Here is a 20,835-nt window from a genome sequence, read left to right on the forward strand (position 1 = left end):
CCCACGCTGCCCGCACGGCCGATTGGGTATGATCGAGCCCATGGCCCCGCACCTCCACCTCCGCCCCCCGAGTACCACCTGGCGCCAGATCGAGCTGGGCATCTTCATCGTTCTGCTGGTCATGATCGGCCTGCGCGTGTGGTTCCAGCCACCCTCCGCCCTGGAGCAACTGACGTTCCGCGAGGAACTCCAGGTGGTCCTGGTCGATAACCCCCTGGGGCGTTCCGAACTGGCGGCCACCAACGGCCATGACCAGCTGGAACTGGACCTGCTGCACGGCTTCGCCCGAGAACTGGGTACCCGCATCCGCGTGACTCGCGTGGAAACAGCGGACGAGGCCCACCGGCGCTTGCGCGAGCAGCGCGTGGACCTGGCCGCCGGACTTCTGGTGGATCCCGCCGATCCGGCCATCAAGACGGGCCCGGAGATCCTCGCCGTCGAACAGGTTCTTGCCTTCTGGCGCAGTAATGAATCCACCCGCGCCCTGTCCTCCCTCGCCGAACTGCCCGCCGGTGCCCGCCTGGGGCTCACCGCGCAGTCGCCCCTGCCCGAGCGCCTGAAGGCCCATCTAGCCCATGCCGAAGCGGCCAGGCAGCACGGTTCCGGCGCGTCAGTGCGACCGGAAACCGACCAACCGGACGCGGAACCCTTCGAAACGCTGGGGTACGTGCCGCGGGACCCGCCAGTCGAACTGGTACCAATGGGGACCGCCGAGGCGCTGCGCCAGGCGCTGGCCGCGGGCGAGATCGACTACGCCCTGATGAACTCGCTGGAATTCGGTCGTCTGCGCCGCCTGCATCCCGAACTGCGCACCGCGTATGGATTCGAACACGGGGCGGCCGTCACCTGGCTCTTCCCGTCGGGCTTCGATCAGAGCCTGATCGAAGCGACGGAGAACTACATCAACCGCCTGCGCGAAAACCGCGATCTGGAGCTGATGATCGACCGTTATCTGGGGCATCTGGAGATCCATGACCTGGTGGACGCCCTGACCTTCGCCCAGCGGGTGGAGAACCGCCTGGACCGCTTTCGCGACCTGTTCGAACGCGCCGGCGAGGAATACGGACTGGACTGGCGATTCATTGCCGCGGTGGCCTACCAGGAATCCCACTGGAATGCGGACGCCATCTCGCCGACCGGGGTCCGAGGACTGATGATGCTAACCCAGAATACCGCGTCCGGGCTGGGCGTCGAGGACCGCACCGATCCTGCATCCAGCGTGGATGGCGGCACCCGCTATCTGCTGGATTTGCGCGAACGCCTGCCCGATCGCATCCCGGAACCCGACCGTACCTGGATGACCCTGGCCGCCTACAACGTGGGACTGGGACACCTCCATGATGCCCGCCGCCTAGCCGACGCCCACGGCGACGACCCCGACCGCTGGCTCGACGTGATGCACTGGCTACCCCGGCTGGCCGAACCGGAATGGTACGAACAGACCCGCTACGGCTACGCTCGGGGCTGGGAGCCGGTGGTCTATGTGCAGAACATCCGCAGCTATTACGACAAGTTGATCCAGCGCTTCCCCGAAAGCGGCGACCATCTTCCGCCACCGCCCGAACTCTATCGCCGCGTCCCGTTAACCCTGTAGGCCGGCGTTGATGCATCGGGTCGCAGGCCGCCCCGGACGGGTGGTCACTCTCTCGCACCTCTGAATATGGCCCGTCACGGGAATCAATTGGATCAATATCGGAGCCTGGCGCGTCTCTTTTTGAAACCCATCCCACAAGGTTTCAATGGTCCGCTGTTTTGCCATCCTGTTTGTCGCCCTGGTCCCACTGCTTTCGAGCCCATTTATCGCTCTGGCGCAGGACGACGGCGTGTCGGCAGGCGCCGTGGATGCAGCCGCCCCGATCGAAGCCGGCGGCGCCGAGATCCCGGTGGAACGCTATCGCGCCGACGGCGACGCCGTGCTGGTGTGGTTCCCCTCCGAACACGGCCTGCGTGACGGTCATCGGGAACAGGCCCTGGCGCTGCAGGCCGTCGGGGTAGAGGTCTGGCTGGCCGATCCGTTCACCGGCCACTTCCTGCCGGAGGCGGCGTCGAGCTTTGACGACATGCCCACCGCCACGGTGGTGGACCTGATCGAGGCGGCGCACGCCGACACCGGCCGACCGGTGTTCGCGTTCGGGCATGACCGCGCCCTGCCCTGGCTGCTCACCGGGCTCTATCAGTGGCAGCAGACCCACCCCGATGCGGATCACCTGGCCGGCCTCCTGATGGCCAGTCCCTTCCTGCATACCGGAGTGGATACCGAAGCCACCGAACTCCAGCCCATCGTCGGGCTGACCAACCTGCCGGTGTACATCCTGCAACCCGTCCAGTCGCCCCAGCACCAGCAGCTCGGCCGGGTACGCGCCGCGCTCGCCGAGGGCGGCAGCACCGTGGGCGCCCGCCTGCTCCCGGACATCCGCGACCGCTTCTTCTTCCGCCCGGACGCCACCGAGGGCGAACGGCAGGCAAGCGAGACCTTCCACCACGAAATCGTCTTCGGCATGGACCTGCTGTCACGCCTGCCGCGCCAGAGGATACCGGCCGTCGCCGATGCCGACGCGGACCTGGCCGTGCGCACTCCCAGCGGCAGCGACGCGCAACTCAACACCCTGAACGAACCGGTGGCCGCCCCGGCGCTGGAGCGTCCCGACCTCGCCGGCGACTTCCACCGCCTCGAGGACTACCGGGGCGAGGTGGTGCTGATCAACTTCTGGGCCAGCTGGTGCCCGCCCTGCGTACACGAGATGCCCTCCATGCAACTTCTGGAAGACGAGCTGCGCGAGGAGGGCTTCCGCATCCTGGCGGTGAATCTCGGCGAGGACGAGGACACCATCCGCCGGTTCATCGAGGAGGAGGTCCAGACGGAGTTCACCATCCTCCTCGATCCGGAACAGGACTCGCTCGACGACTGGCGTGCCATGGCCTACCCGACCAGCTACGTCGTCGACCGCGAGGGCCGCCTGCGCTATTACCTGTTCGGCGCCATCGAGTGGACCGAACCCGGCGTGATCGACCAGATCCGCGAACTCCTTGGCGAGGACGCCTAGCGAGCGGCAGCCGGCAAACACTCACCAAACCGCTCCTGCGAGCCCTTCCGGCTGTGCGGTCTTGCGTGCGGTCACGGCCGGCCCGGCCTATCTTCAGGATACGGGGGACGACGACCGGAGACGGCCATGAAGACACCTCGGAATACGCGAACCGCCGTATACCCACTACTCGCGATTGCGGGCCTGCTCCTGGCCACACCGGCCTTCGCGGAGGTGGAGGTGGGCATCACTACGGACATGAGCGAGTTCGAGGTACGCCACGGTGACGAGCGCGTGACGGTGTCCCGGGATCAGGACACCTTCGCCACGATCGACCTTGACTACGCCCAGATCGCGCGCCCCTGCCCGCCCTTCTGCATCCAGCCAATGAGCCTGGGTCGCGGCATCGAGACGCTCGGCGAGCTTGAGTTCATCGACTACCTGAAGCAGACCACCGAGCGCGACGACCTGTTGATCATCGATTCGCGCACCCCGCGGGAATACCGCCGCGGCACCATCCCCGGCGCCATCAACATCCCCTGGGACCGCCTGCACTTTGCCTCCGGAGCCGACCCGGACGATGTACGGAATGTACTGGTCGACGAGTTCGGGGTGATCTTCGACGGCGACTTCTACGACTTCAGCAACGCGAAGACCCTGGTGCTGTTTTGCAATGGTCCCTGGTGCGGGCAGTCCCCCACCAACATTCGCACCCTGACCAACCTCGGCTACCCGGCCGAACGCATCAAGTGGTACCGCGGCGGCATGCAGATGTGGCACGCCTTCGGCCTGACTACCGTCGAAGGCACGCCCCACGACTAGCCGACCCCATCCACCCCGTCATTGCCTACGCCGCGACCGGCGGGCCGTCTGGCAACCCCGACCGGTCAACCGTAGCGGCGTTCACCGTCCGGATCCGCTGGATCAGCGTCATCGGATTCACCGGCGCCACTCTCGAGTTCGGGAGGCGCCCCCGGAGCCACACACTGGACATCGATGATCCGCGCGGCTTCATCAAAATGAACCGTCACGATATTCGCCGTCGCGATCGTCTCGGCCGCCAGACGATCGATGCCGAAATGCCGGGCGAGCTCCTCAGTCCCGACCGGGTCCGGGGCATGTCGCCGTTCCTTGTTGTGGAAGCGGAACCAGTTGTAACCGGCCCAACCAATAAAGATCACGCCCGCCGAGAAAATGGCGAGGCCGTACACCTGGATCGCACGCAACGTGCCCATGGGGTCATCCAGAATATGGCGTTCGAACAACTCGACGCCCAGGGCCCACCCGATCAACGCGATCAGGGGCATAAACAAGTAGATCCAGATACCCCAACCCACGATACTGATCAACTGACCCACATAGCGCTTTCCACTCGGCTCCAGGTCCGAGCGGTCGATCACCCTGGGAACACGCGGCCGCAAGTGCTTCATGGGTTCATTTTTCCGGCGGCCGCAACCCGCGATCCGGGCTGATCCATCGAGCACGCTCCCCGGAACGCTTGAGGAGGGCGCGCGGAACGGCCGCGACCGTGGTCGCCATCGACAATAGCCAGAACGCCAGCGGATACCAGATCACCCAGAAGTAATTGCGAAAGAATCGGCGGTCAGATTCGTAGCGGCGGTCGATCATCAAGCTGACAGAGAACTGTACTAGCGCCGTCAGCCCGAGAATCACGCCCGCCCATTGCGGCAACAACCCCGGCTGGATCCAGCCTTCCGGAAGCTCGATCACCAGGCCCAGGAAAGCCACCAGAATGATGGCAAACATCACATAGGCCCAGACGATACTGGCCACGTACTCGAGCGCTACACCCCACAATCGCCGCTTGGGCCAATGGAACAGGCTGGTACCGTGGCGAAGGATCGTTTCCACCCCGCCTTGAGCCCAGCGCAGGCGCTGGCGCCAGAGGCCCCTCAGGGTCTCCGGCATGTAAATGTATGAAAGTGCATTGGGCTCGTATCGGATGTCCCAGTGATCCAGCTGCAGGCGCCAGGAAATATCAATATCTTCGGTGACCATGTCACTGCTCCAGTACCCGACACGATCGAGCGCCGTACGGCGAAAGCCCGCGATCACGCCCGAGACAGTGAATATGCGCCCGTACACCCGCTGCGCGCGCTTGATCAGTCCGATGGTGGCCGAAAACTCCCCCACCTGGAGCTTGCCAAGCAGGCTGCTGCGATTAACGATCCGCGGATTCCCGGTAACGGCGCCCACTCGGGGACCCGAGGTCAGGTGGAACATCATCCAGGCGACGGCGTTCGGATGCAGCAGCGCGTCGCCATCGATGCAGATCAGGAAGTCGTGCTTCGCCGCCAGTGCTCCGGTCCGCAGGGCCACGGCCTTGCCCTGATTCGTGGCCAGATGCACCACGCGCAGGCGGGGATACTCGTGGGTCAGTTGTTCGAGGATCTCGGGGCTAGCGTCGCTACTGCCATCATTGACGGCAATGATCTCGAAGTCGTGGTATTCGCTGGCATGGGCGTAATGGATGGTGTCGCGAATCACCTCGGCCTCGTTGAAGCAAGGGATGATGATGCTGCACGAAGCCGGATTGCCGCTGTCGATCGGATGATCCGGATCGGTCTTGTTACGACCTTCCCAATGGAGGTAATACCAGACGCCCCCGATGATCCAGACCCACGCCATGATCAGCGGATAGAAGAAGGCAAAGTTCATCAGGGCGTTGAAGGTCATGCCAGGAGGCTCCTATCGCGCATGAGGGAAGGCATTCAGCGACATGCCTTCGAACGTTGGGCCAAACTCCGGCTGATTCCGAAGGAAATCGTCCGGGTAGTACCCGAAATTCAGCACCCCGCGCCGCACAAGCTGTTCCATCCAGTCGCGCAGGAGCGTCGCCTCCAGCCAGCGGCCTTCGCCGCGCCAGTCACGCGCCTGCAACTCGAACACTACGTCCTCGAAGCCCCCGACCTGCTCCTCCACAGCATCCGCGAGTCGGGCCAGCCAGACATCCGGCGGAAGCTCGGTCCCATCCAGCCAGGGCATGGCCATGATGGCCACCTCGTCGTACGCCTCAACGGCAGCGGGCAGCGCCTGGGCGAACCGGGCCTCGGCTTCCGGGTCGAGAATTACTCGCGCATACAGGTTGCGTGCGGTGCGAAAATCGAGCGACAGGTTGGTAAAGGTGCGCAGTCGGCCGATCACCTCGTCCCCGAAATCGATCAGGGCCTGGGTCTTCTCCTCCGGTCTCAGGATGCATTCCGCAAGCGGGCGGTCCGTTCCGGGCCAGCGCGCCGCGTCCTGACAGGCGGCCAGATCCTCGTCGGCGGCCAGGTAAGCGTCGTCGTGGATCAGCACGCCGGCAATACCGCTCGCCGCCATGCCGAGGTCCTCGTAGATATCCCCAACAATCTCCAGCGACCGGGGAAGGAACGGGCTCAGGCGGCGATAGTCACGATCGGCCGGCACAGGATCGCCTTCCGGGCCGGGCCGCTGAACTGACAGTTCGGCGTGGAGATCCTGATCGGGCAAATCGAAGGCGAGCAACGGCATCCAGGCATACACGCGCACCCCGGCTCGCGTCCGGAGCTGCCAGGCGACGCGATTGAACAAATCTGCGCGCATGGGCAGATGCCGGTTCGGGAAATACAGGGCATCCGCGTTGCCATCACCGTTCGGGTCGGCGAAGGCCTGCAGGTAGACCGTGCGGACCTGCATGCGCTGGATGCGGTCCAGGAGCACACCAAGATTGCGATTGGCCTGTTCCGGATCAGGATCGTAGACGTAATCCAGGTCGACATGGATCACCCGCTGGGGCTGCGGTGATGCGGCCCGCCTCGCGGACTCGGGGCGTACACTCTGTGCGATCTCGACCGGCCGTGGATCTTCGCTGATCAGCAGCCGATTGAAGCGCGATTGTTCGGGGTGGTTGACCGGCTCCGCACCCAGCGAGATCGACCAGAGCATTCCGGCCTCGCTCGCGAGCGCGTCCACCTCCTGACTGTGCGCGCCGTACGGCCAGACGATGGCCCGCGGTGCCACACCCACCATCGCCTCCAGCAAGGCACTGCTGGCCCTCATGTCATCGAGAATTCGCTGGCGAAACGCGTCGTGATCCTCGTAACGGCCGTGTTCCGGGTCATAACGCCGCGTAATGGCTGCTGGCTGCTCGTTACCCTGCGGATTGGCCAGGATTCCGCGATGCAGATCGTGACTGTGGCTGGCGAATTCCACCAGTCCCGATGCCTGCATCTCGCGCAGCTCGGACAGCGCCAAAAACCCCTCGGCCCCGAGCGGTGCCTCGTTGTACTGGACGGTCCCTGGCGGGGCTTGGTCCGCAGCCACCCCGGGACCCGAGCCATCGGCGAAGGTCTCGGGATTGTAGGTCACATCCTCGCCGGCCCAGACCGTCTCCAGCCAGCCGGTCTGCAGCGCGACCAGCGCGGGGTATTCATAGGCCTGCAACAACGGGAACACGTGGCTGTAAACACTGGCCAGGCCGTCGTCGAAGGTCAGCAGAACGGCATTGGCCGGCAGTGGTTCCCGCCCCTCGCGGGCATCCAGAATCTGCTGCAACGAAACCGGCTGCCAGCCATGCCGCTGCATCCAGTCAAACCATTCCACCAGACGCCGCGTGCTGACGGCGTACGGATCCGGGTCCCTTCCCGGAACCACGTCGTCGCGCACATCGTGATAGGACAGCGCCAGGAAGTGCCCCTCCGGGATGGTGAAGGCCTCCTGCGCATGCACCGGGCCATGCCCTATACCCGCAAGCATCAGCAGGATCATGAAAAGCCGTTGCATCAGAAGGTCCCTCGCAGGCGCACAAGCCCGAAGAGCCGGTCTTCCCGGTTGCCGTCGTACGTCGTGGAACCCCAGCCCACGCCATAATCGATGGACCAGCGACGATCCAGGTCCCAGCGATGCTCGTAGCGAAGCGCCACGGTCGGATCATTGCCGAAGCCAGACTGGTAACCGACACCGACGGCCGCGTGAAAATGTTGAGTAAAGGCCCGGTCATAGTCGCGCCAGGTAATCCAGTCGTGGTCCACCCGAACCGAGGAGCTGGCCGACCGCTCCGGATTGAAATAGGGTCCGCCCGGCTGGCTGTTCTGCTGGAAAAAGAGATCGGCGCCCACATCGGTCGCGTGGTGGGCTCTGGCATACACCCGCCGTGTCACGCCCCCGCCCAACGAGCTTCGGCGATTGCCGTCATCAATCGACAGCAGACCCACATTGGCATAGGCCGAAAGGGATTCGTTGGCCCGCCAGTCCACGGAAGCCGAGGCAGACCAGCCTTCGAGACCCGCATCGATTGCCCTCAGGGGCGTTTGCATCGAGTAACTGTCCGCTTCAATCCCGATCCGCCAGTGGTCCCCGAGCCACTGCGACCACCCCGCCGCGATGCCGGGGTTGGCATCGCCCTTGAGATCGCGGTCTAACCGCACCCAGGCCTGTTTGCGACGGGCGTCCCACTCGATTCCCGCACCAATGCGGTCATAGCGACCTTCTGCATCGCCGAAAGTCGCCGTGGTATAGCGGTGTTCCAGAAAGGCCCGAAGTGGATGATCGGACCAGGGCGAATTCAGTCGTGTACGCCATTCCCGGTCGCGATCACCGCTGACCAGTCCGTCGCCGCCCGATGTGCGGCCAAAAATCACCTCGCTCTCGATGGATGGGCGACCGCGGTCCTCCAGCTCTTCGGACAGGCGCTGAACATCCGGCGACCGGGGGAAGTCGGACCGCAGGGAATCGACCTCCTGCGCCCAGATATCGTGCTCGCCGAGGTCGCGCGCGTTCTCCGCCCGATTGAGCCGCGTATCCCGGGCATCGGGTGCCCAGCGCTCGGCAATGTCAGTAATGTCCCGCGAGCGCACCGGCCAGCCGCGCCAGCGGGCCATGCGGGCCTGGGTGTTACGCAGCCCGGCGTGAGCCGGCGCCTGGCGGACCAGTTCCCCACTGCGCTCCCAGGCCAGTGCGAGATCCTGTCGATAGGCCGCGTCGTACACCCGAAGCTGGTCGACATCGACACGTTCCCAGTTGGGGATCGGGTCGCGATCCGGGTCGATGCTCAGCCAGACCGGCGTGTGGTGATGGGCACGTTCAAGTTGGTCCGCCGCTGCGGAATAATCCTCCAGCGCGAGGTGTGTGTAATAGAGATCCAGCAGCAACGAGACGTCCGGAGGTTCGTTCTCGGAAACCAGGGACTCGTACAGCGGGAGAGCCTTTTCGGGCTGTTCTTCAGACAGGTAGGCATCTGCCGCCGCCCGGCGCACATAGGCGGGGGCGATCAGGTCGTCCGGAAGTGCCTCGAATGACCCAATCGTCTCCGGCATTCGCTCGAGTTCACGCAACAGCGCGATGCGGTCGAAGCGAACCCGCAAATGTTGTGGGTGCGCCTCCGGAATACGCGAAAGAAACTCGTCTGCCCTCACCAGTGCCCGATTCAGTGCCCGGTTTCTCTCTTCATGGCGGCCCTCGGCCTCCATCCGAGAGCGCACATCCAGCGCCTGCCGGATGTCCGACGCAATGGCATCTGCCTCGGCCTGATAGCGAACGTCGTCCTCGAACAGGTCCGGGCGTTCCTGTATCGCGGCCCACGCCCGGTGGCTGGCGCCAAGCGTCCACAGGGCCAGGATCTGCTCCTGGAATGCCAGGGGATGCTGGGGATCGCGGGCACGCGCGCGATTGGCCATCGCCAGGGCCTGCCGCGGAACACCCGACTGGCGCAAGCCATACGCCATCAGCGCCAACTCCTGAGCGGATTCGGGCAAGGGGGCGACTTCTGCGAGGGCCTGACGCGCCGTTTCTGCGTCACCGGCCTCGGCACTGGCGACGGCGAACAGAATTTCCGCGGAGGTACCCAGCCGCTTCCTGGATTGGCGCAGGACATCCGCCGCTGCCGCGAACTTGCCTTCGTCACGCATGGCAAAGGCCCAGCTCATGTGGGCATAGTCCGGAACGGATTCGGGATCGAACCCCTGGGTTCGAGAGGCGATCGCCGCGTTGTCTCCAGCCAGACGCAATACAACGATCAGGTCCGCTTGCAGGCGGGGCGCGCCGGGGAAACGGGCATCCAGCTCAAGCAGACGATCAGCAGCCTCGGTCACCCGCCCCTGCTGGGCAAGCTCGACCGCCTGTTCTCGCTGATGGTCCAGAGCAGAAGCGTACCCAGGAAGCGGCAAGGCCCATGGCAGCACGAGGAGACACGCGAATTGCACCCACCGTCCAATGGAGCGGTGAGGCAGGTGTGCCCGACCATACGCCACGTCCCTGTCCATCAGCCCCTGCGCCCACCGCTCTTTTTATTTTGTGAACTCTATCACACGGGACATTCAGCAAAACCGATATTCCCACTTTCCCCGCCGCTGGCGTCCAAACATGGTCCTCGGTACCCGGCAGCTACAGCTGGTGTTGCAAGGGCACGCCAGGCGATGGACGCCCCATTCCGCCCGCCGACGGGCTATTCGGGCTCCGCCATCAGGGCGCGGACCGTGGCGATAACGTCGGGATCATCCCATTCGATGGCGCTGTTGACCGAATAGCGCACGCGGCCGTCGCGGCCGAGGATGAACGAGCTGGGGAAGGCAAACACGCGCCAGTCAGCGGCGACCCGCCCGTCGAAATCCATCAGGACCGGGAAGTCCACCTGCACCTCGCCCATGAAGGCGGTGATGTGCTCGGCGCTCTCCTGGTAGTTGACCGATACGATCGCGAAGCTATCGCCCAGGGTCTCGGCCATGCGGTTCATCGACGGGATCTCGTGCACGCAGGGCGGGCACCAGCTGGCCCAGAAGTTCAGCAGGACCACCTGCCCTTCGTAATCGGACAGCGACTGCTCATCGCCTAGGTGATCGGTGAGCGTGAAATCGTCGACCGGTGGCGGGTGATCGCGCTCGACCAGTCCCCGGCCGGCCTCGACCTCGCGTGCGATTTCCGGCATCGGCGCCGCCGCCAGCGGTCGCGGGACGCTGGCCAGCAGCCGGCCCGCCTGCAGCAACTGCACGGGCAGACGCGCGGCCGCGGCGGCCTCTTCCGGTTCGGGTTCGGAACGGCGCAGGCAGTAGAAATCGCGCACCCCCGGGACCATCTGCACGAACACCGCGCTGCCGCCACGGCGCAGGTCGGCCAGGATCTCGTCGAGGTGCCAGCGATAGACGCCCTGGGTCGGCTGCAACAGGAATACGGGCAGGCTGGTGGCCCGCACGACGTCCACGAACTCCGCGGGCGCACCGGCCACCGGGGTATCGACCATCAGGTTGGGGAAGGCCAGTGCCGCACCGAGCACATAGCCCGATTCGGGTCCGTCTTCCTGCCACTGGCGCAGGCCACGCAGGGCCGTGATGGCCGGGCGGCCGGAGGCCACCAGCATCACGTCCTTGCCCGTCTGCGCATGCGCCGCTCGCAGCAAAGCGGCCACGCTGACCCCGTCTAGGGAAACACTGATCAATGTACACGCTCGCGCTCGAGTCGCTTTTGCGTGCGAACAAGGCGCGGTGACTGCCGTGCAGTCATTCTGCACAAGGGAGCCGCAACGCCGTGCGCGCGCCCGTTTTTGATAACAACGGGCGGCCGAGCCCCTGCGTTCAATCAATTGTGGGGTTGGCACCCCAGGTTCCCCGATCCGGCGTTGCGCCGCTTGTGGGTAGAACCACTACCCGCTGCGCGACGCGCCTTGTCTCGGAAAACCTGGGGTGCCAACGCGAGTGTGTACATTGATCAGTGTTTCCCTAGGCTGCGCATGCTCTCGTTGGTGCGGGGGAGGAAATGGGCATGCAGCAGGTCGATTTGCCAGACCTCGATGCCCATCGCGGCCAGCTCGCGGCCAAACACCGCATGATTGGCGTGTACGCCCGCCTGTGGCAGCAGCCAGAGGAAGATGCGGTCGCCGGCAGCCGGGTAAACGGTCACATCCAGCTCCACGCCGGCGGGGTCGGTCACGGTGACTGTGTGCGGCTCCAGCGTGTCGGCCGGCACCGGCGTAGACAGAACGAACAGGCACAGGAGCAGGCAAAGACGCGGCAGAACGCTCATCGACACGCACGCAAGGATCAGGGAGACGGATCGCGACTATAGCGCCCCGCCGTATCGGCGAAAACGGCGTGGGCTTGCCGGGCGTACAGGATCAGCGCGGGTGCGTGTGCCGGTAGGTTCGCAGGCGGCGGGTCTTCTCCACCATGCGCCAGAGGGAACGGCTGTTGTTGTAGCGCGAGACATGCTGCAGCGGCACCCAGAGGATATCGTGCGACTCGTGACTTCCGGGCACCGGCAAACGGTCGTCGATCTCCAGCAGGAAGCGCACGTCGATGTGCTCGTGCATCGGGAAATCCGGCCTGGCCGGGATGGTGTGGATATCCAGGTCGAAGACGTCTTCCTCGACAAGCCGGATCTGCTCGGGGGCCAGGCCGGTTTCCTCATGGGTCTCGCGCAGGGCCACCTGCAGGATGTCGGCCTGGCCGTCGGCATGGCCGCCCGGCTGGAACCACCGATGGTGCTTGCCGTGCAGCAGCAACAGCGCCTGCTCGCGGTCCGGGCTGACCACCCAGGCGGAGCCGGTCACATGCGCCGGGGTCAAGTCACAATGGAAGCAGTCCGGGTGGTCGTTGATGAAATCCAGCGCCCGGCGCACGAAACCGGCCTCCTCGATAAAGGTCGTCTGGTGCCGGGCGAGCAGATCCAGCAGCTGCGAGCGATGCATCTCAGGTCCCGGCCGGATTGTGCAGCGCGTGGATGGCCGCACGCGCCGCCTCGTCCACATCGCCTTCCCGTCCCGCGAGGGTCAAGCGACCAAAGGCGCCGACAGCGCGCACGTCGATCAGCGAAACATTGGATGCCTTCAGTGCCTGGTTCGCGGCATAAATGATGTAGCCGGCCGGTTCCGCCTCGAGGATGAACATGCTCTGGTCCGGCAGGATCATGTTCCCGCGGCGGTTCTGGCGGTTGATCAGCACGGTGTGGTCCGGGGTCATTCCACGGATGGTCTCCTGCCACGGGATGCGACAGGGCTGGCGGTCATCCTGGCTGGCACCGAGACGCTCCAGCAGCACCCGGCCGGCCTCGATCACCTCGCTCTGGCTGCGATGGTGGATCACCATGGAGCCGAATTCGCGCTCCACAACCTGCTGCGCCAGGTGCACGTTGGTCGCCTTCAGCGCGACGTCGGTCAGGCGGTGCACCGCCATCCCCGGCGAAACCTCCACCCACAGGCAGGAGTCCCCCGGAACGGGCAGAAAGCCCTGGGAGACCGTAGCCATGTATTCCGCCAGCTGCGGCTGGAGGGAATCCATGTAGACGTAGGTACGCAGCTGGATCATCGATTCACTCTGGGCCGGGACCCGGGGTCCCATGGTTCCCGCACGTCGCGGCCCGAACCCGCACGGGAGTCCGCGCACGCACACGGCGGGCCGCCATTTTCACGCCGGCCTGCGCGGGTACATGGGAGAATTGGAGAGCGTATTGTGAACGCAGCGGGCCTCAAGCTCAATGTCCGGCACCGGTCCGCAACGCGCGCGGCGCCCCGTGCGGCCGTACCGGCACCGCGGGCAGCACCACCCGGCCCTGCGTTCGTATAATGTCGCGGTCACGCCCACGAGCCCAGGGATTGCCATGCCAAAGCAGGATGCGGAACACCTTCTCGCCTGCGTGGAAGACACCGATCTCGACCTCGCCGAGACCCTGCGCGAGATCGTCGACTGGCTGCGCCCGGAAGACCCCCGGAACGTCGCCCCGGTGATCAACCGGATCGAACAACTGACGCTGGCGCTCGCGGACAACCCAAGCCTGCAGGACCGGCTACGCGCCCGGCTGGAGGACGGGCTGGAGGACGCCCGGCACCTGACGCTGTACACGGGTATCGGGCTGTTCTCGCGCAAGGGGTTCTTCCGCGAGGCAGCCGAGCTGATCTACGAGCGCATCAACCCGCGGCCAATGGATCGCCAGGATCTGAAGGACGTGCTGTTTCACGTCTTTCACCAGACCGATGACGCTACCTGGGTCGCGGCCCTCCCCGACGATGCCTGGTGGCGCCTGCTGGAAGCGCTGGGCTGTCTGTCCGGCGAACACCCGGGGGTACTGCAACGGGCCCGGGAGGAAATCCTTTATGCCCTGGAGATGCTCTCCATCTGGGTCGCGGCGGAGGAACTGGAGCCGGAGCTGCTGCGCCTGGACCCGTCGATCGCCGAACGCAACTCGGCCTTTGTCGCGCAGGAGCGCGAAATCTCGGCCTATGTGCGGGACTACCGCGCGGCGCTGGAGGATCCCAACCGCGAGCGCATGGACGACCGTCATGCCCGGGTGCTGCTGGAACAGTGCAGCGAACAGATCGCGCACCTGCGGCGGCTGGCGATTACCCATGGCAACAGCCTGTCGCTGACCCACCTGCTGGAACGACTGGACCAGACCCTCCGGCGTATCCACAAGCTGCTCGACCTGCTGGAACCCGATGCGAAACGTGACACGCGCAAGGCCTCGGTCGGGGTGTTCCGCGAGCTCATCACCATCAGCGCCCGCCAGCACGGCGTGCGCGCGCTCTGGCAGGACAACATTAAACTGGTCTCGCGCAGCATCACCCAGCACGTCAGCGATACCGGCGAGCACTACATCACCCAGTCGCGGGGCGAATACCTGCAGATGCTGCGTTCCGGGGCCGGCGCCGGGCTCATCATCGCGGTCATGGCGTTGATCAAGATTCAGATCGGGGCCATGGACCTGTCCCAGGCGTCCTACACGCTGTGGACCAGCCTGAACTACGGCCTCGGTTTCGTGCTGATCCACATCCTGCATTTCACCGTGGCCACCAAGCAGCCGGCCATGACCGCCGCACGCCTGGCCGCCGCCATCGAGGAGAGCGAACGTGGTACCGCCGACCCGCGCAAGATGGCGGACCTCCTGATGCGGGTGGGACGCTCGCAGTTCGCCGCGGTGCTGGGCAACGTGGGCATCGCGCTGCCGACCGCCATCCTGATCGGACTGGTCACGACCCGCCTGTTCGACGCCCCGATCCTGTCAGGCCCCGAGGCCGACTACCTGATGGACGGACTGCGCCCGATCATGGGACTGGCCCTGTTCTTTGCCGCCATCGCCGGGATCTGGCTGTTCGTCTCCGGGCTGATCGCCGGCTTCTTCGACAACCGCTGCGCCTATCTCGACCTGCCGGGCCGGCTGCGCGAACACCCGCTGCTGCAACGGCTGCTCCCGACCGGCGCACGCCACCGCCTGGCCGACTGGATCGGCTACAACTACGGGGCGCTGATCGGGAACTTCCTGTTCGGCGTCCTGCTGGGCGTGACCGGCTACATCGGCTACCTGCTGAGCCTGCCGCTGGACATCCAGCACGTGGCCTTCGCCTCGGCCAACCTCGGCTATGTGACGGCCAGCGAGGCCCCGGGCCTGGCCACGTTCGCGCTGTTCCTGGTATTCGTGCTGCTGATCGGGGCGGTCAACCTGTGGGTCAGTTTCGGGCTGGCGCTGTACGTCGCACTGCGCGCCCGCGGGGTACGCATGGGGGCCTTCGGCCGCGTGTTCCGCGCCTATGGCCGCCATCTGCGCGAACGCCCCGGCGAATTCCTGTTCCCCCCGAGTGCCCAGGCCACGGCCAACGGTGGCGACAACGACCCCGATGCGCGGTAGCCCCGCCCTGCATCTGCTGATGCCGCTGGTCGGCCTGTGGGTGGCCGGCTGTGCCGGAGCGGTCCCCAGTCCCTCCGGCGGTGACACCCGCGCTCCGACGCTCACCCCGGAGGCCATCCAGGCCGCCGATGGCGATCCACTGCCACTGCATCGCTGGGGTCCAGAGAACCCGGAGCAGGTGGTGCTCGCCCTGCACGGCTTCAACGATCACGGGGGCAGCATGCAGGCCCTCGGCGAGGCCCTCGCCGAGCACGACATTGCAGTCTATGCCTACGATCAGCGTGGTTTCGGCGCCACGCGCAACGTCGGCTACTGGTCCGGCCACCGGCTGATGGCCGAGGACGCCCGCACCGTGCTGCGGCTGCTGGAGGCGCGCTATCCCGGGCAGACGCCGTATCTGGTCGGCAAGAGCATGGGCGGAGCCGTCGCGCTCCTCGCCGTGGGCGAGGCGAACGGTGCGTCGGATGCGTCGTCGCTCGTGGCCGGTACCGTGCTGATCGCACCGGCGGTCTGGAGCCGTGGCGACATGCCCTGGTATCAACGCTTCGGCCTCTGGCTGGGGGCGCGCCTGGCACCCGGCTGGCGTCTGGATGGGGAAATGGCCGCGGAACTGGATATCCGTCCCACGGATGATCCCGCCGTGCTGCGACAGATGCGCGACGATCCACTGGTCCTGCGCGATGCCCGCATCGACGCCCTGGACGGCCTGACCACCCTGATGACCCGCGCACTGGAGGTCGGCCCCAACCTGCCCCCGCCCAGCCTGACGCTGTACGGGGCGCGCGACGACCTGGTGCCGCCACTCCCCCTGGCGCGCCTGCTGGAGGGCCTGTCCGCACCGGAATCCAGCGCGCATCGCGCCGTGCTCTATCCGGAGGGCTACCACATGCTGACCCGCTACACCGGTGCCGAAACCACCTTCGAGGACATCGCCACCTGGCTGCGGGATCCGCGCGCCGCTTTGCCCTCCGGCCACGAGCGCTCGCCCGACGCCCTGGCGCAACACCTGCGGGAGCTGGACTGACTGGCCGCGGCCGCGCATCGGCGCTACGGTGGACCCATCCAATCTCTGGAGAACGACCCATGAGCCAATCGACCCCCAATCGCCTGGACAATCTGGTTGCCCGCAGCCGGCGCGACCAGGCGGAGCGCGAACGTGGCTACCGCGAGCAGGCGCTGAAGATGTATCCATGGGTGTGCGGGCGCTGCGGGCGGGAGTTCACCCGCGCCAACCTGCGCGAATTGACGGTGCACCACCGTGACCACAATCACGACAATAACCCCGCCGACGGCAGCAACTGGGAGCTGCTGTGCCTGTACTGCCACGACAACGAACACCAGCGCTACACCGATGCCACGCCGGGCAGCGGCAAGACGAGCGGGACCGCGGCCACGCACAACCCCTTCGCCGGACTGGCCGGCCTGCTCAGCGGGAATGACGAACAGGGTGGCGGCGACTCCTCGAAGTCGTAGCCGGCGCCAGTGACCACGACCGGGTCAGAGCCGGCGCCACCAGAACTGCAATGGCTTGAGACTTTCCTGCGCCTCGCCAATGTCCGGCCAGGGGAAGTAGCCAATCACCCCCTCGGCGCGGCTATAGCCGCGTTTCTCCCAGAACCCGTCCAGGGAGCGGTAACGGGGCGGGCGCCGCGGGTGGTCGTCCGGACGCACCACGGCGCAGAAAGTGGCATGGGAAAATCCCAGGCGCCGGGCGGCTGCCTCGCGCTCGTCGAAAAACCGGTGCCCGGCTCCCTGACCGCGGAACGCCGGCTCCAGCACTGACTCCGCGAGGTAGTAATACGCGACAGGGTCCAGGCCCTGCGCGCGGAACGGTGCCTGGAACTCCGGCTCGGCCGCGACCAGCGGCAGCGCCGTGGAGGCGCCGACGACCCGATCGCCGTCCAGCGCCAGCACCAGCGTGCTGTCCGGGCAGTCCACGTAGTCCTGCAAATAACGCGCCTCGTACTCCGCGCTGCCCTCGTAGAGATACGGCCACTCGCGGAACACCGCGATGCGCAGGCGCGCCACGTCTTCCAGGTAGGGCGCGATCCCCGCGCCGCTGACGGTCCTGAACTCCATTCGTCTCGAACTCCTCGAACGCCTCGTCAGGCCGGCCCGGGCGTCTCCGCCGGCACCGGTCGTCCCACGCCCCGCAGCAGTCGTCCCAGGATGTCGGTCCCGCTCAGGATGCGGCGCTGGTCGTCGGTCCACAGCAGTATCACGTCATCGCCGACAACCGTATCGCCGCTGCTGGCCGGTCGCACCTTGAAATACGGCACCAGCCCTCCCAGACGGCGGCCAGCATCGTGCACCACCAGCGGGTGGTGACAGAGATGGTGGGGGTCGAAGCGATCCGGGGCAAACAGGGCTTCGCGGGTAAACTCCGCCACCCGGATCACCGTGCGCGGCTCGCCCTCGGGGTCGGTGATGACCGTCCAGCTCCGCCCCGGCCGGTTGAGACGGCGCAGGAACGGATCGTCGGTGCGGGGCTCGATTGCCGGGAATACCGGACGCCCGTCCTCGAAATCGAGCGCGATCACGCTGTCCGGGTCCAGGGCCTCGCCCTCGTGCTGCACCAGAATATCGTCCAGCTCGAGGAAATTGCGCGCACCGCGCCCTTCCACGCGCGTGATCTCGCTCCCGTGGGCCTGCATGTGCAGATCGATCAGGTGGTGCAGGTCACGCTCCGGGAAGAAGCGGATCTCCTCCCCGCCCAGCCAGCGGTCCAGCACCCAGGCCGTGGGCCGTGCCACCGGATACATCAGGACCTGATAGAAACGCAGCAGCGGATAAAGCGCCCCGGCCACCTTGAGCGCGTGCCGCGAAAAGTAGGACTGCGGCAGGATCTCGGCAAAGATCGTGATCACCACGGTGGAGAACAGGAACGCCGCCACACCCCCCATCACCGATCCGGACAGCAGTGCCAGCAGGACGTTGACGGCGACATTGCCCCACAGGATCGTCACCAGCGCGAAGTTCGCATCCCCCCTCAGGGCCAGCAGGCGTTCCGCGCGCGCATCGCCCTTCTGCGCCTCGACCTCCAGCTCCAGCTTGCTGCGCGAGAACAGCCCGAGATTGAGCCCGGACAGGATCGCCGATTGAGACAGGCAGACGAGGATACCCAGCCAGGTCAGGAGGCTCATGGGGTCTTCCTTGGCATGCAGAGACGTTCAGGGTACCGCGCGCGGCGGTACGTGCGCGCCCGCACGGAACGCGCGATCCATTACCGGCCACCCCACCCCGCAGCCCGGCAAAGCATCTACACTCGGAAATGGGGCCGGTGCCTGCCGGGCCGGCCTCGCAGCGGTCACCGCGGCCCGAAAACGGGTCATGCGGGACCACCGTCTACGCCACAGGAGGATCTGCATGGATACTGTCTGGATCGTTGTCGCCGATGCCGCGCGCGCCCGCATCTTTTCCTGCGAGGGCCGCGCCTGCCAGGGGATGCACGAGAGCGAGACGCTCTCGCACAGCGAGTCCCGCGCCCACAATCAGGATCTTGTCTCGGATCGCCCCGGGCGCAGCTGGAGCAGTGCCAGCGGTGATGCCCGCCACGCCATGCAGGACAGCACCGACCCCGCCGCCAACGAGCGGAACCGCTTTGCCCGCCAGGTGGCCGAACGCCTCAAGTCCGCCTACCACAACGGAAGCTTCAAGAAGCTGGTGATCGTCGCTGCCCCCGCATTCCTGGGGGTTCTGCGCGACATGCTGGACCCGGCGGTTGCACAGAGCGTCAGTGCCGAGGTCGCCAAGAACGTGACCAAGTCCACCGACGCTGCCACCCTGCGCAAGCACCTGCCCGACTTCCTCTACTAGGCCCCTCGGTTGACCCCGCCCCGGCCCTGCCTCGCGGGACCGGGGCCCTGCCGGGCCGGCCGCCAATGACCCGCGCTGGCCCGACACCGGTTCGCAGGGTTACAGATCATCGGGCTGCAACGTCCCCAACAGGCGCGGACCATCGGCGTGTGGCTCGAACACGGCCATCTCGGCCTCCTCGATCTCTACGTCCGCGGCATGACGCAGGTTCAGGTCGTGACCGACGATGACAATGTTCTTGCGCGGGTCCTCGGGCGGTGTGTTCAGGTGGCGCCGCAGGCCCTCGACCAAATCCTCGCGGCGTTCGTCATCCCGAATGATGGGAAGGTTGTAGAGTTCGGTCCGGATCTCGTATTCGCCGAAACCGTAGTGGGCGGTCTCCCAGTTGCGGCAGAACTCGCTCGAAAGCACCTGCTCCACCGGGATCGCGTGACGCTCGAAGCCCTTGCCTACGTGCCGCGCCTGTTCTCGTCCGCGCGTGCTCAGGTTACGCTGCCCTTCGCAGTCATCCATGTCCGACAGGTCGTAATCGTCGTGCGATCGATCTGTCGCTGCATGCCGCCAGTAGACAACGAGCCCGCCCGCCTGCAGCCGCTCGATCAGGGGGCCCGCCGCGAGCATGTCGGCGTTCACCGTGGTGAACCCCCCCAGCAACAGCACCAGCATCCCGCTCGCGATCATGCTTCGCATCCCGCCCTCCAGGTACGTGCGCGTCTGACTCCTAGATAGACGAGCCGCAGCGCCGCTGCCCGGGCCCGCCGTCTGTCAGTCGAAATCCGCGGGGGTAAGGACGCCCATCACACGAGGCCTGTCGCCGCCCGGCTCGAACACCGCGATCTCGCCCTCGTCGATGCGCACGCGTGCGGCGCGTTGCAGATTGATGTTGTGGCCCACGATGACCACGTTCTTTGCGCCATCCTCCGGCGGTGTCACGAGGTAGTCCCGCAGGGCGCCCACCAGGGCCTGCTGACGCTGGCGGTCACGTACCGGCGGCACGTTGAACAGATCGTCCCGCACATCCCAGGAGTCCTCACCGAAGGCGATCCGGGCGGTATCGATATTGCGGCAGAACGCCGAGCTCAGGATGCGCTCCACCGGGATCGCGTGGCGTTCGAACCCCTCGCCCACCCGACGTGCCTGTTCGCGCCCGCCGTCGTCCAGATTGCGCTGCAGTTCGCAGCGACTCATGTCGCTGAGGTCCCGGTCACGGCGGCTGCGATCCGTGGCCGCGTGGCGCCAGTAGATCACCAGCCCGCCGGCCTGCATGCGCTCGATCAGGGCGTCGGGCTCAAGGGCATCGGCCCCAGCCACCGAGGGCAGAAACAGCAGGATCAGCAACAGCCACAGGCCCGACCGGAACATCGCAATCTCCTCGAGGAATGGGGGTCCAATGCCGTAACAGACCACC

The 20,835-nt window shown here is 66.1% G+C and carries 17 protein-coding genes and 2 pseudogenes; 7 read left to right on the top strand and 12 right to left on the bottom strand.

What is annotated here, in order from left to right:
• Positions 1-40 precede the first annotated feature (40 nt).
• The 3 genes from mltF (at position 41) to F572_RS0110570 (ending at position 3,845) form a co-directional block, all read left to right on the top strand.
• The gene (gene mltF / locus F572_RS0110560) at positions 41-1,594 is read left to right on the top strand and encodes a membrane-bound lytic murein transglycosylase MltF (protein WP_026142862.1); all 1,554 of its coding nucleotides are present in this window, start codon (positions 41-43) and stop codon (positions 1,592-1,594) included.
• Positions 1,595-1,739: 145 nt separating this feature from the next.
• Positions 1,740-3,044, top strand: a complete 1,305-nt coding sequence (locus F572_RS0110565) for a TlpA disulfide reductase family protein (protein WP_017940418.1) — start codon at positions 1,740-1,742, stop codon at positions 3,042-3,044.
• A 126-nt stretch (positions 3,045-3,170) separates the two neighbouring features.
• Positions 3,171-3,845 carry a rhodanese-like domain-containing protein gene (locus F572_RS0110570; RefSeq protein ID WP_017940419.1) on the top strand — a complete coding sequence of 225 codons (675 nt, stop codon included), beginning with the start codon at positions 3,171-3,173 and terminating at the stop codon, positions 3,843-3,845.
• 65 nt (positions 3,846-3,910) lie between these two features.
• Here the strand turns inward: F572_RS0110570 and pgaD are convergent, their stop codons facing one another.
• The 8 genes and pseudogenes from pgaD to F572_RS0110610 all read right to left on the bottom strand — a co-directional run bounded on the left by pgaD (position 3,911) and on the right by F572_RS0110610 (position 13,297).
• Entirely contained in the window at positions 3,911-4,453 is a 543-nt protein-coding gene (gene pgaD / locus F572_RS0110575) for a poly-beta-1,6-N-acetyl-D-glucosamine biosynthesis protein PgaD (protein ID WP_231291059.1), read from the bottom strand.
• 4 nt (positions 4,454-4,457) lie between these two features.
• Positions 4,458-5,720, bottom strand: coding sequence for a poly-beta-1,6-N-acetyl-D-glucosamine synthase (pgaC, locus tag F572_RS0110580; protein WP_017940421.1), 1,263 nt, complete (start codon positions 5,718-5,720; stop codon positions 4,458-4,460).
• Positions 5,721-5,732: 12 nt separating this feature from the next.
• Positions 5,733-7,787 carry a poly-beta-1,6-N-acetyl-D-glucosamine N-deacetylase PgaB gene (gene pgaB / locus F572_RS0110585; RefSeq protein ID WP_017940422.1) on the bottom strand — a complete coding sequence of 685 codons (2,055 nt, stop codon included), beginning with the start codon at positions 7,785-7,787 and terminating at the stop codon, positions 5,733-5,735.
• Positions 7,787-10,204 (bottom strand): poly-beta-1,6 N-acetyl-D-glucosamine export porin PgaA, encoded by a 2,418-nt coding sequence (gene pgaA, locus F572_RS0110590; protein ID WP_369772147.1) that lies wholly within the window; start codon positions 10,202-10,204, stop codon positions 7,787-7,789. The genes pgaB and pgaA overlap by 1 nt, the downstream gene beginning before the upstream one ends.
• A 242-nt stretch (positions 10,205-10,446) precedes the next feature.
• A pseudogene (locus tag F572_RS0110595) lies at positions 10,447-11,421 on the bottom strand (TlpA family protein disulfide reductase); the annotation flags it as partial.
• 299 nt (positions 11,422-11,720) lie between these two features.
• Positions 11,721-11,981, bottom strand: a pseudogene (locus F572_RS0110600) (hypothetical protein); the annotation flags it as partial.
• Positions 11,982-12,108: 127 nt separating this feature from the next.
• Entirely contained in the window at positions 12,109-12,681 is a 573-nt protein-coding gene (locus F572_RS0110605; protein WP_017941317.1) for an NUDIX hydrolase, read from the bottom strand.
• Between the two features lies 1 nt (position 12,682).
• The gene (locus F572_RS0110610; RefSeq protein ID WP_017941318.1) at positions 12,683-13,297 is read right to left on the bottom strand and encodes a BMC domain-containing protein; all 615 of its coding nucleotides are present in this window, start codon (positions 13,295-13,297) and stop codon (positions 12,683-12,685) included.
• Positions 13,298-13,589: 292 nt separating this feature from the next.
• Between F572_RS0110610 and F572_RS0110615 the strand changes: the two genes are divergently transcribed.
• Genes F572_RS0110615 through F572_RS0110625 form a run of 3 tightly spaced genes read left to right on the top strand, consistent with a single transcriptional unit; the run spans position 13,590 to position 17,084 of the window.
• Positions 13,590-15,611: a site-specific recombinase gene (locus tag F572_RS0110615; RefSeq protein ID WP_017941319.1), complete on the top strand. Its 2,022-nt coding sequence runs from the start codon at positions 13,590-13,592 to the stop codon at positions 15,609-15,611.
• Complete coding sequence (locus F572_RS0110620; RefSeq protein WP_017941320.1) at positions 15,601-16,635, top strand: alpha/beta fold hydrolase; 1,035 nt, start codon at positions 15,601-15,603, stop codon at positions 16,633-16,635. Before F572_RS0110615 ends, F572_RS0110620 begins: the two co-directional genes overlap by 11 nt.
• Positions 16,636-16,694: 59 nt before the next feature.
• Complete coding sequence (locus F572_RS0110625; protein ID WP_017941321.1) at positions 16,695-17,084, top strand: YajD family HNH nuclease; 390 nt, start codon at positions 16,695-16,697, stop codon at positions 17,082-17,084.
• A 24-nt stretch (positions 17,085-17,108) separates the two neighbouring features.
• Here the strand turns inward: F572_RS0110625 and F572_RS0110630 are convergent, their stop codons facing one another.
• Together F572_RS0110630 and F572_RS0110635 are read right to left on the bottom strand one after the other, a co-directional pair.
• Complete coding sequence (locus F572_RS0110630; RefSeq protein ID WP_017941322.1) at positions 17,109-17,690, bottom strand: GNAT family N-acetyltransferase; 582 nt, start codon at positions 17,688-17,690, stop codon at positions 17,109-17,111.
• A 26-nt stretch (positions 17,691-17,716) separates the two neighbouring features.
• Entirely contained in the window at positions 17,717-18,754 is a 1,038-nt protein-coding gene (locus F572_RS0110635; protein ID WP_017941323.1) for a DUF21 domain-containing protein, read from the bottom strand.
• A gap of 223 nt (positions 18,755-18,977) precedes the next feature.
• On the opposite strand from F572_RS0110635, the gene F572_RS0110640 reads away from it, so the two are divergent.
• Positions 18,978-19,427, top strand: coding sequence for a host attachment protein (locus tag F572_RS0110640; protein WP_017941324.1), 450 nt, complete (start codon positions 18,978-18,980; stop codon positions 19,425-19,427).
• A gap of 99 nt (positions 19,428-19,526) precedes the next feature.
• Here the strand turns inward: F572_RS0110640 and F572_RS0110645 are convergent, their stop codons facing one another.
• Positions 19,527-20,117, bottom strand: a complete 591-nt coding sequence (locus tag F572_RS0110645) for a histidine phosphatase family protein (RefSeq protein WP_017941325.1) — start codon at positions 20,115-20,117, stop codon at positions 19,527-19,529.
• Positions 20,118-20,192: 75 nt separating this feature from the next.
• Positions 20,193-20,789, bottom strand: coding sequence for a histidine phosphatase family protein (locus F572_RS0110650; protein ID WP_017941326.1), 597 nt, complete (start codon positions 20,787-20,789; stop codon positions 20,193-20,195).
• Between the last annotated feature and the right edge of the window lie 46 nt (positions 20,790-20,835).

Source organism: Thioalkalivibrio sp. ALE14, from assembly GCF_000376845.1.
Lineage (GTDB): Bacteria > Pseudomonadota > Gammaproteobacteria > Ectothiorhodospirales > Ectothiorhodospiraceae > Thioalkalivibrio.

Bases quoted from the DNA above. Each gene is read 5' to 3' on its own strand.
- F572_RS0110615 (WP_017941319.1), top strand. From the start codon at position 13,590: ATGCCAAAGCAGGATGCGGAACACCTTCTCGCCTGCGTGGAAGACACC.
- F572_RS0110620 (WP_017941320.1), top strand. From the start codon at position 15,601: ATGCGCGGTAGCCCCGCCCTGCATCTGCTGATGCCGCTGGTCGGCCTG.
- F572_RS0110625 (WP_017941321.1), top strand. From the start codon at position 16,695: ATGAGCCAATCGACCCCCAATCGCCTGGACAATCTGGTTGCCCGCAGC.
- pgaD (WP_231291059.1), bottom strand. From the start codon at position 4,453: ATGAAGCACTTGCGGCCGCGTGTTCCCAGGGTGATCGACCGCTCGGAC.
- F572_RS0110650 (WP_017941326.1), bottom strand. From the start codon at position 20,789: ATGTTCCGGTCGGGCCTGTGGCTGTTGCTGATCCTGCTGTTTCTGCCC.
- F572_RS0110635 (WP_017941323.1), bottom strand. From the start codon at position 18,754: ATGAGCCTCCTGACCTGGCTGGGTATCCTCGTCTGCCTGTCTCAATCG.
- F572_RS0110645 (WP_017941325.1), bottom strand. From the start codon at position 20,117: ATGCGAAGCATGATCGCGAGCGGGATGCTGGTGCTGTTGCTGGGGGGG.
- F572_RS0110640 (WP_017941324.1), top strand. From the start codon at position 18,978: ATGGATACTGTCTGGATCGTTGTCGCCGATGCCGCGCGCGCCCGCATC.
- F572_RS0110610 (WP_017941318.1), bottom strand. From the start codon at position 13,297: ATGATCCAGCTGCGTACCTACGTCTACATGGATTCCCTCCAGCCGCAG.
- pgaB (WP_017940422.1), bottom strand. From the start codon at position 7,787: ATGCAACGGCTTTTCATGATCCTGCTGATGCTTGCGGGTATAGGGCAT.
- F572_RS0110630 (WP_017941322.1), bottom strand. From the start codon at position 17,690: ATGGAGTTCAGGACCGTCAGCGGCGCGGGGATCGCGCCCTACCTGGAA.
- F572_RS0110570 (WP_017940419.1), top strand. From the start codon at position 3,171: ATGAAGACACCTCGGAATACGCGAACCGCCGTATACCCACTACTCGCG.
- F572_RS0110565 (WP_017940418.1), top strand. From the start codon at position 1,740: ATGGTCCGCTGTTTTGCCATCCTGTTTGTCGCCCTGGTCCCACTGCTT.
- F572_RS0110605 (WP_017941317.1), bottom strand. From the start codon at position 12,681: ATGCATCGCTCGCAGCTGCTGGATCTGCTCGCCCGGCACCAGACGACC.
- pgaC (WP_017940421.1), bottom strand. From the start codon at position 5,720: ATGACCTTCAACGCCCTGATGAACTTTGCCTTCTTCTATCCGCTGATC.
- mltF (WP_026142862.1), top strand. From the start codon at position 41: ATGGCCCCGCACCTCCACCTCCGCCCCCCGAGTACCACCTGGCGCCAG.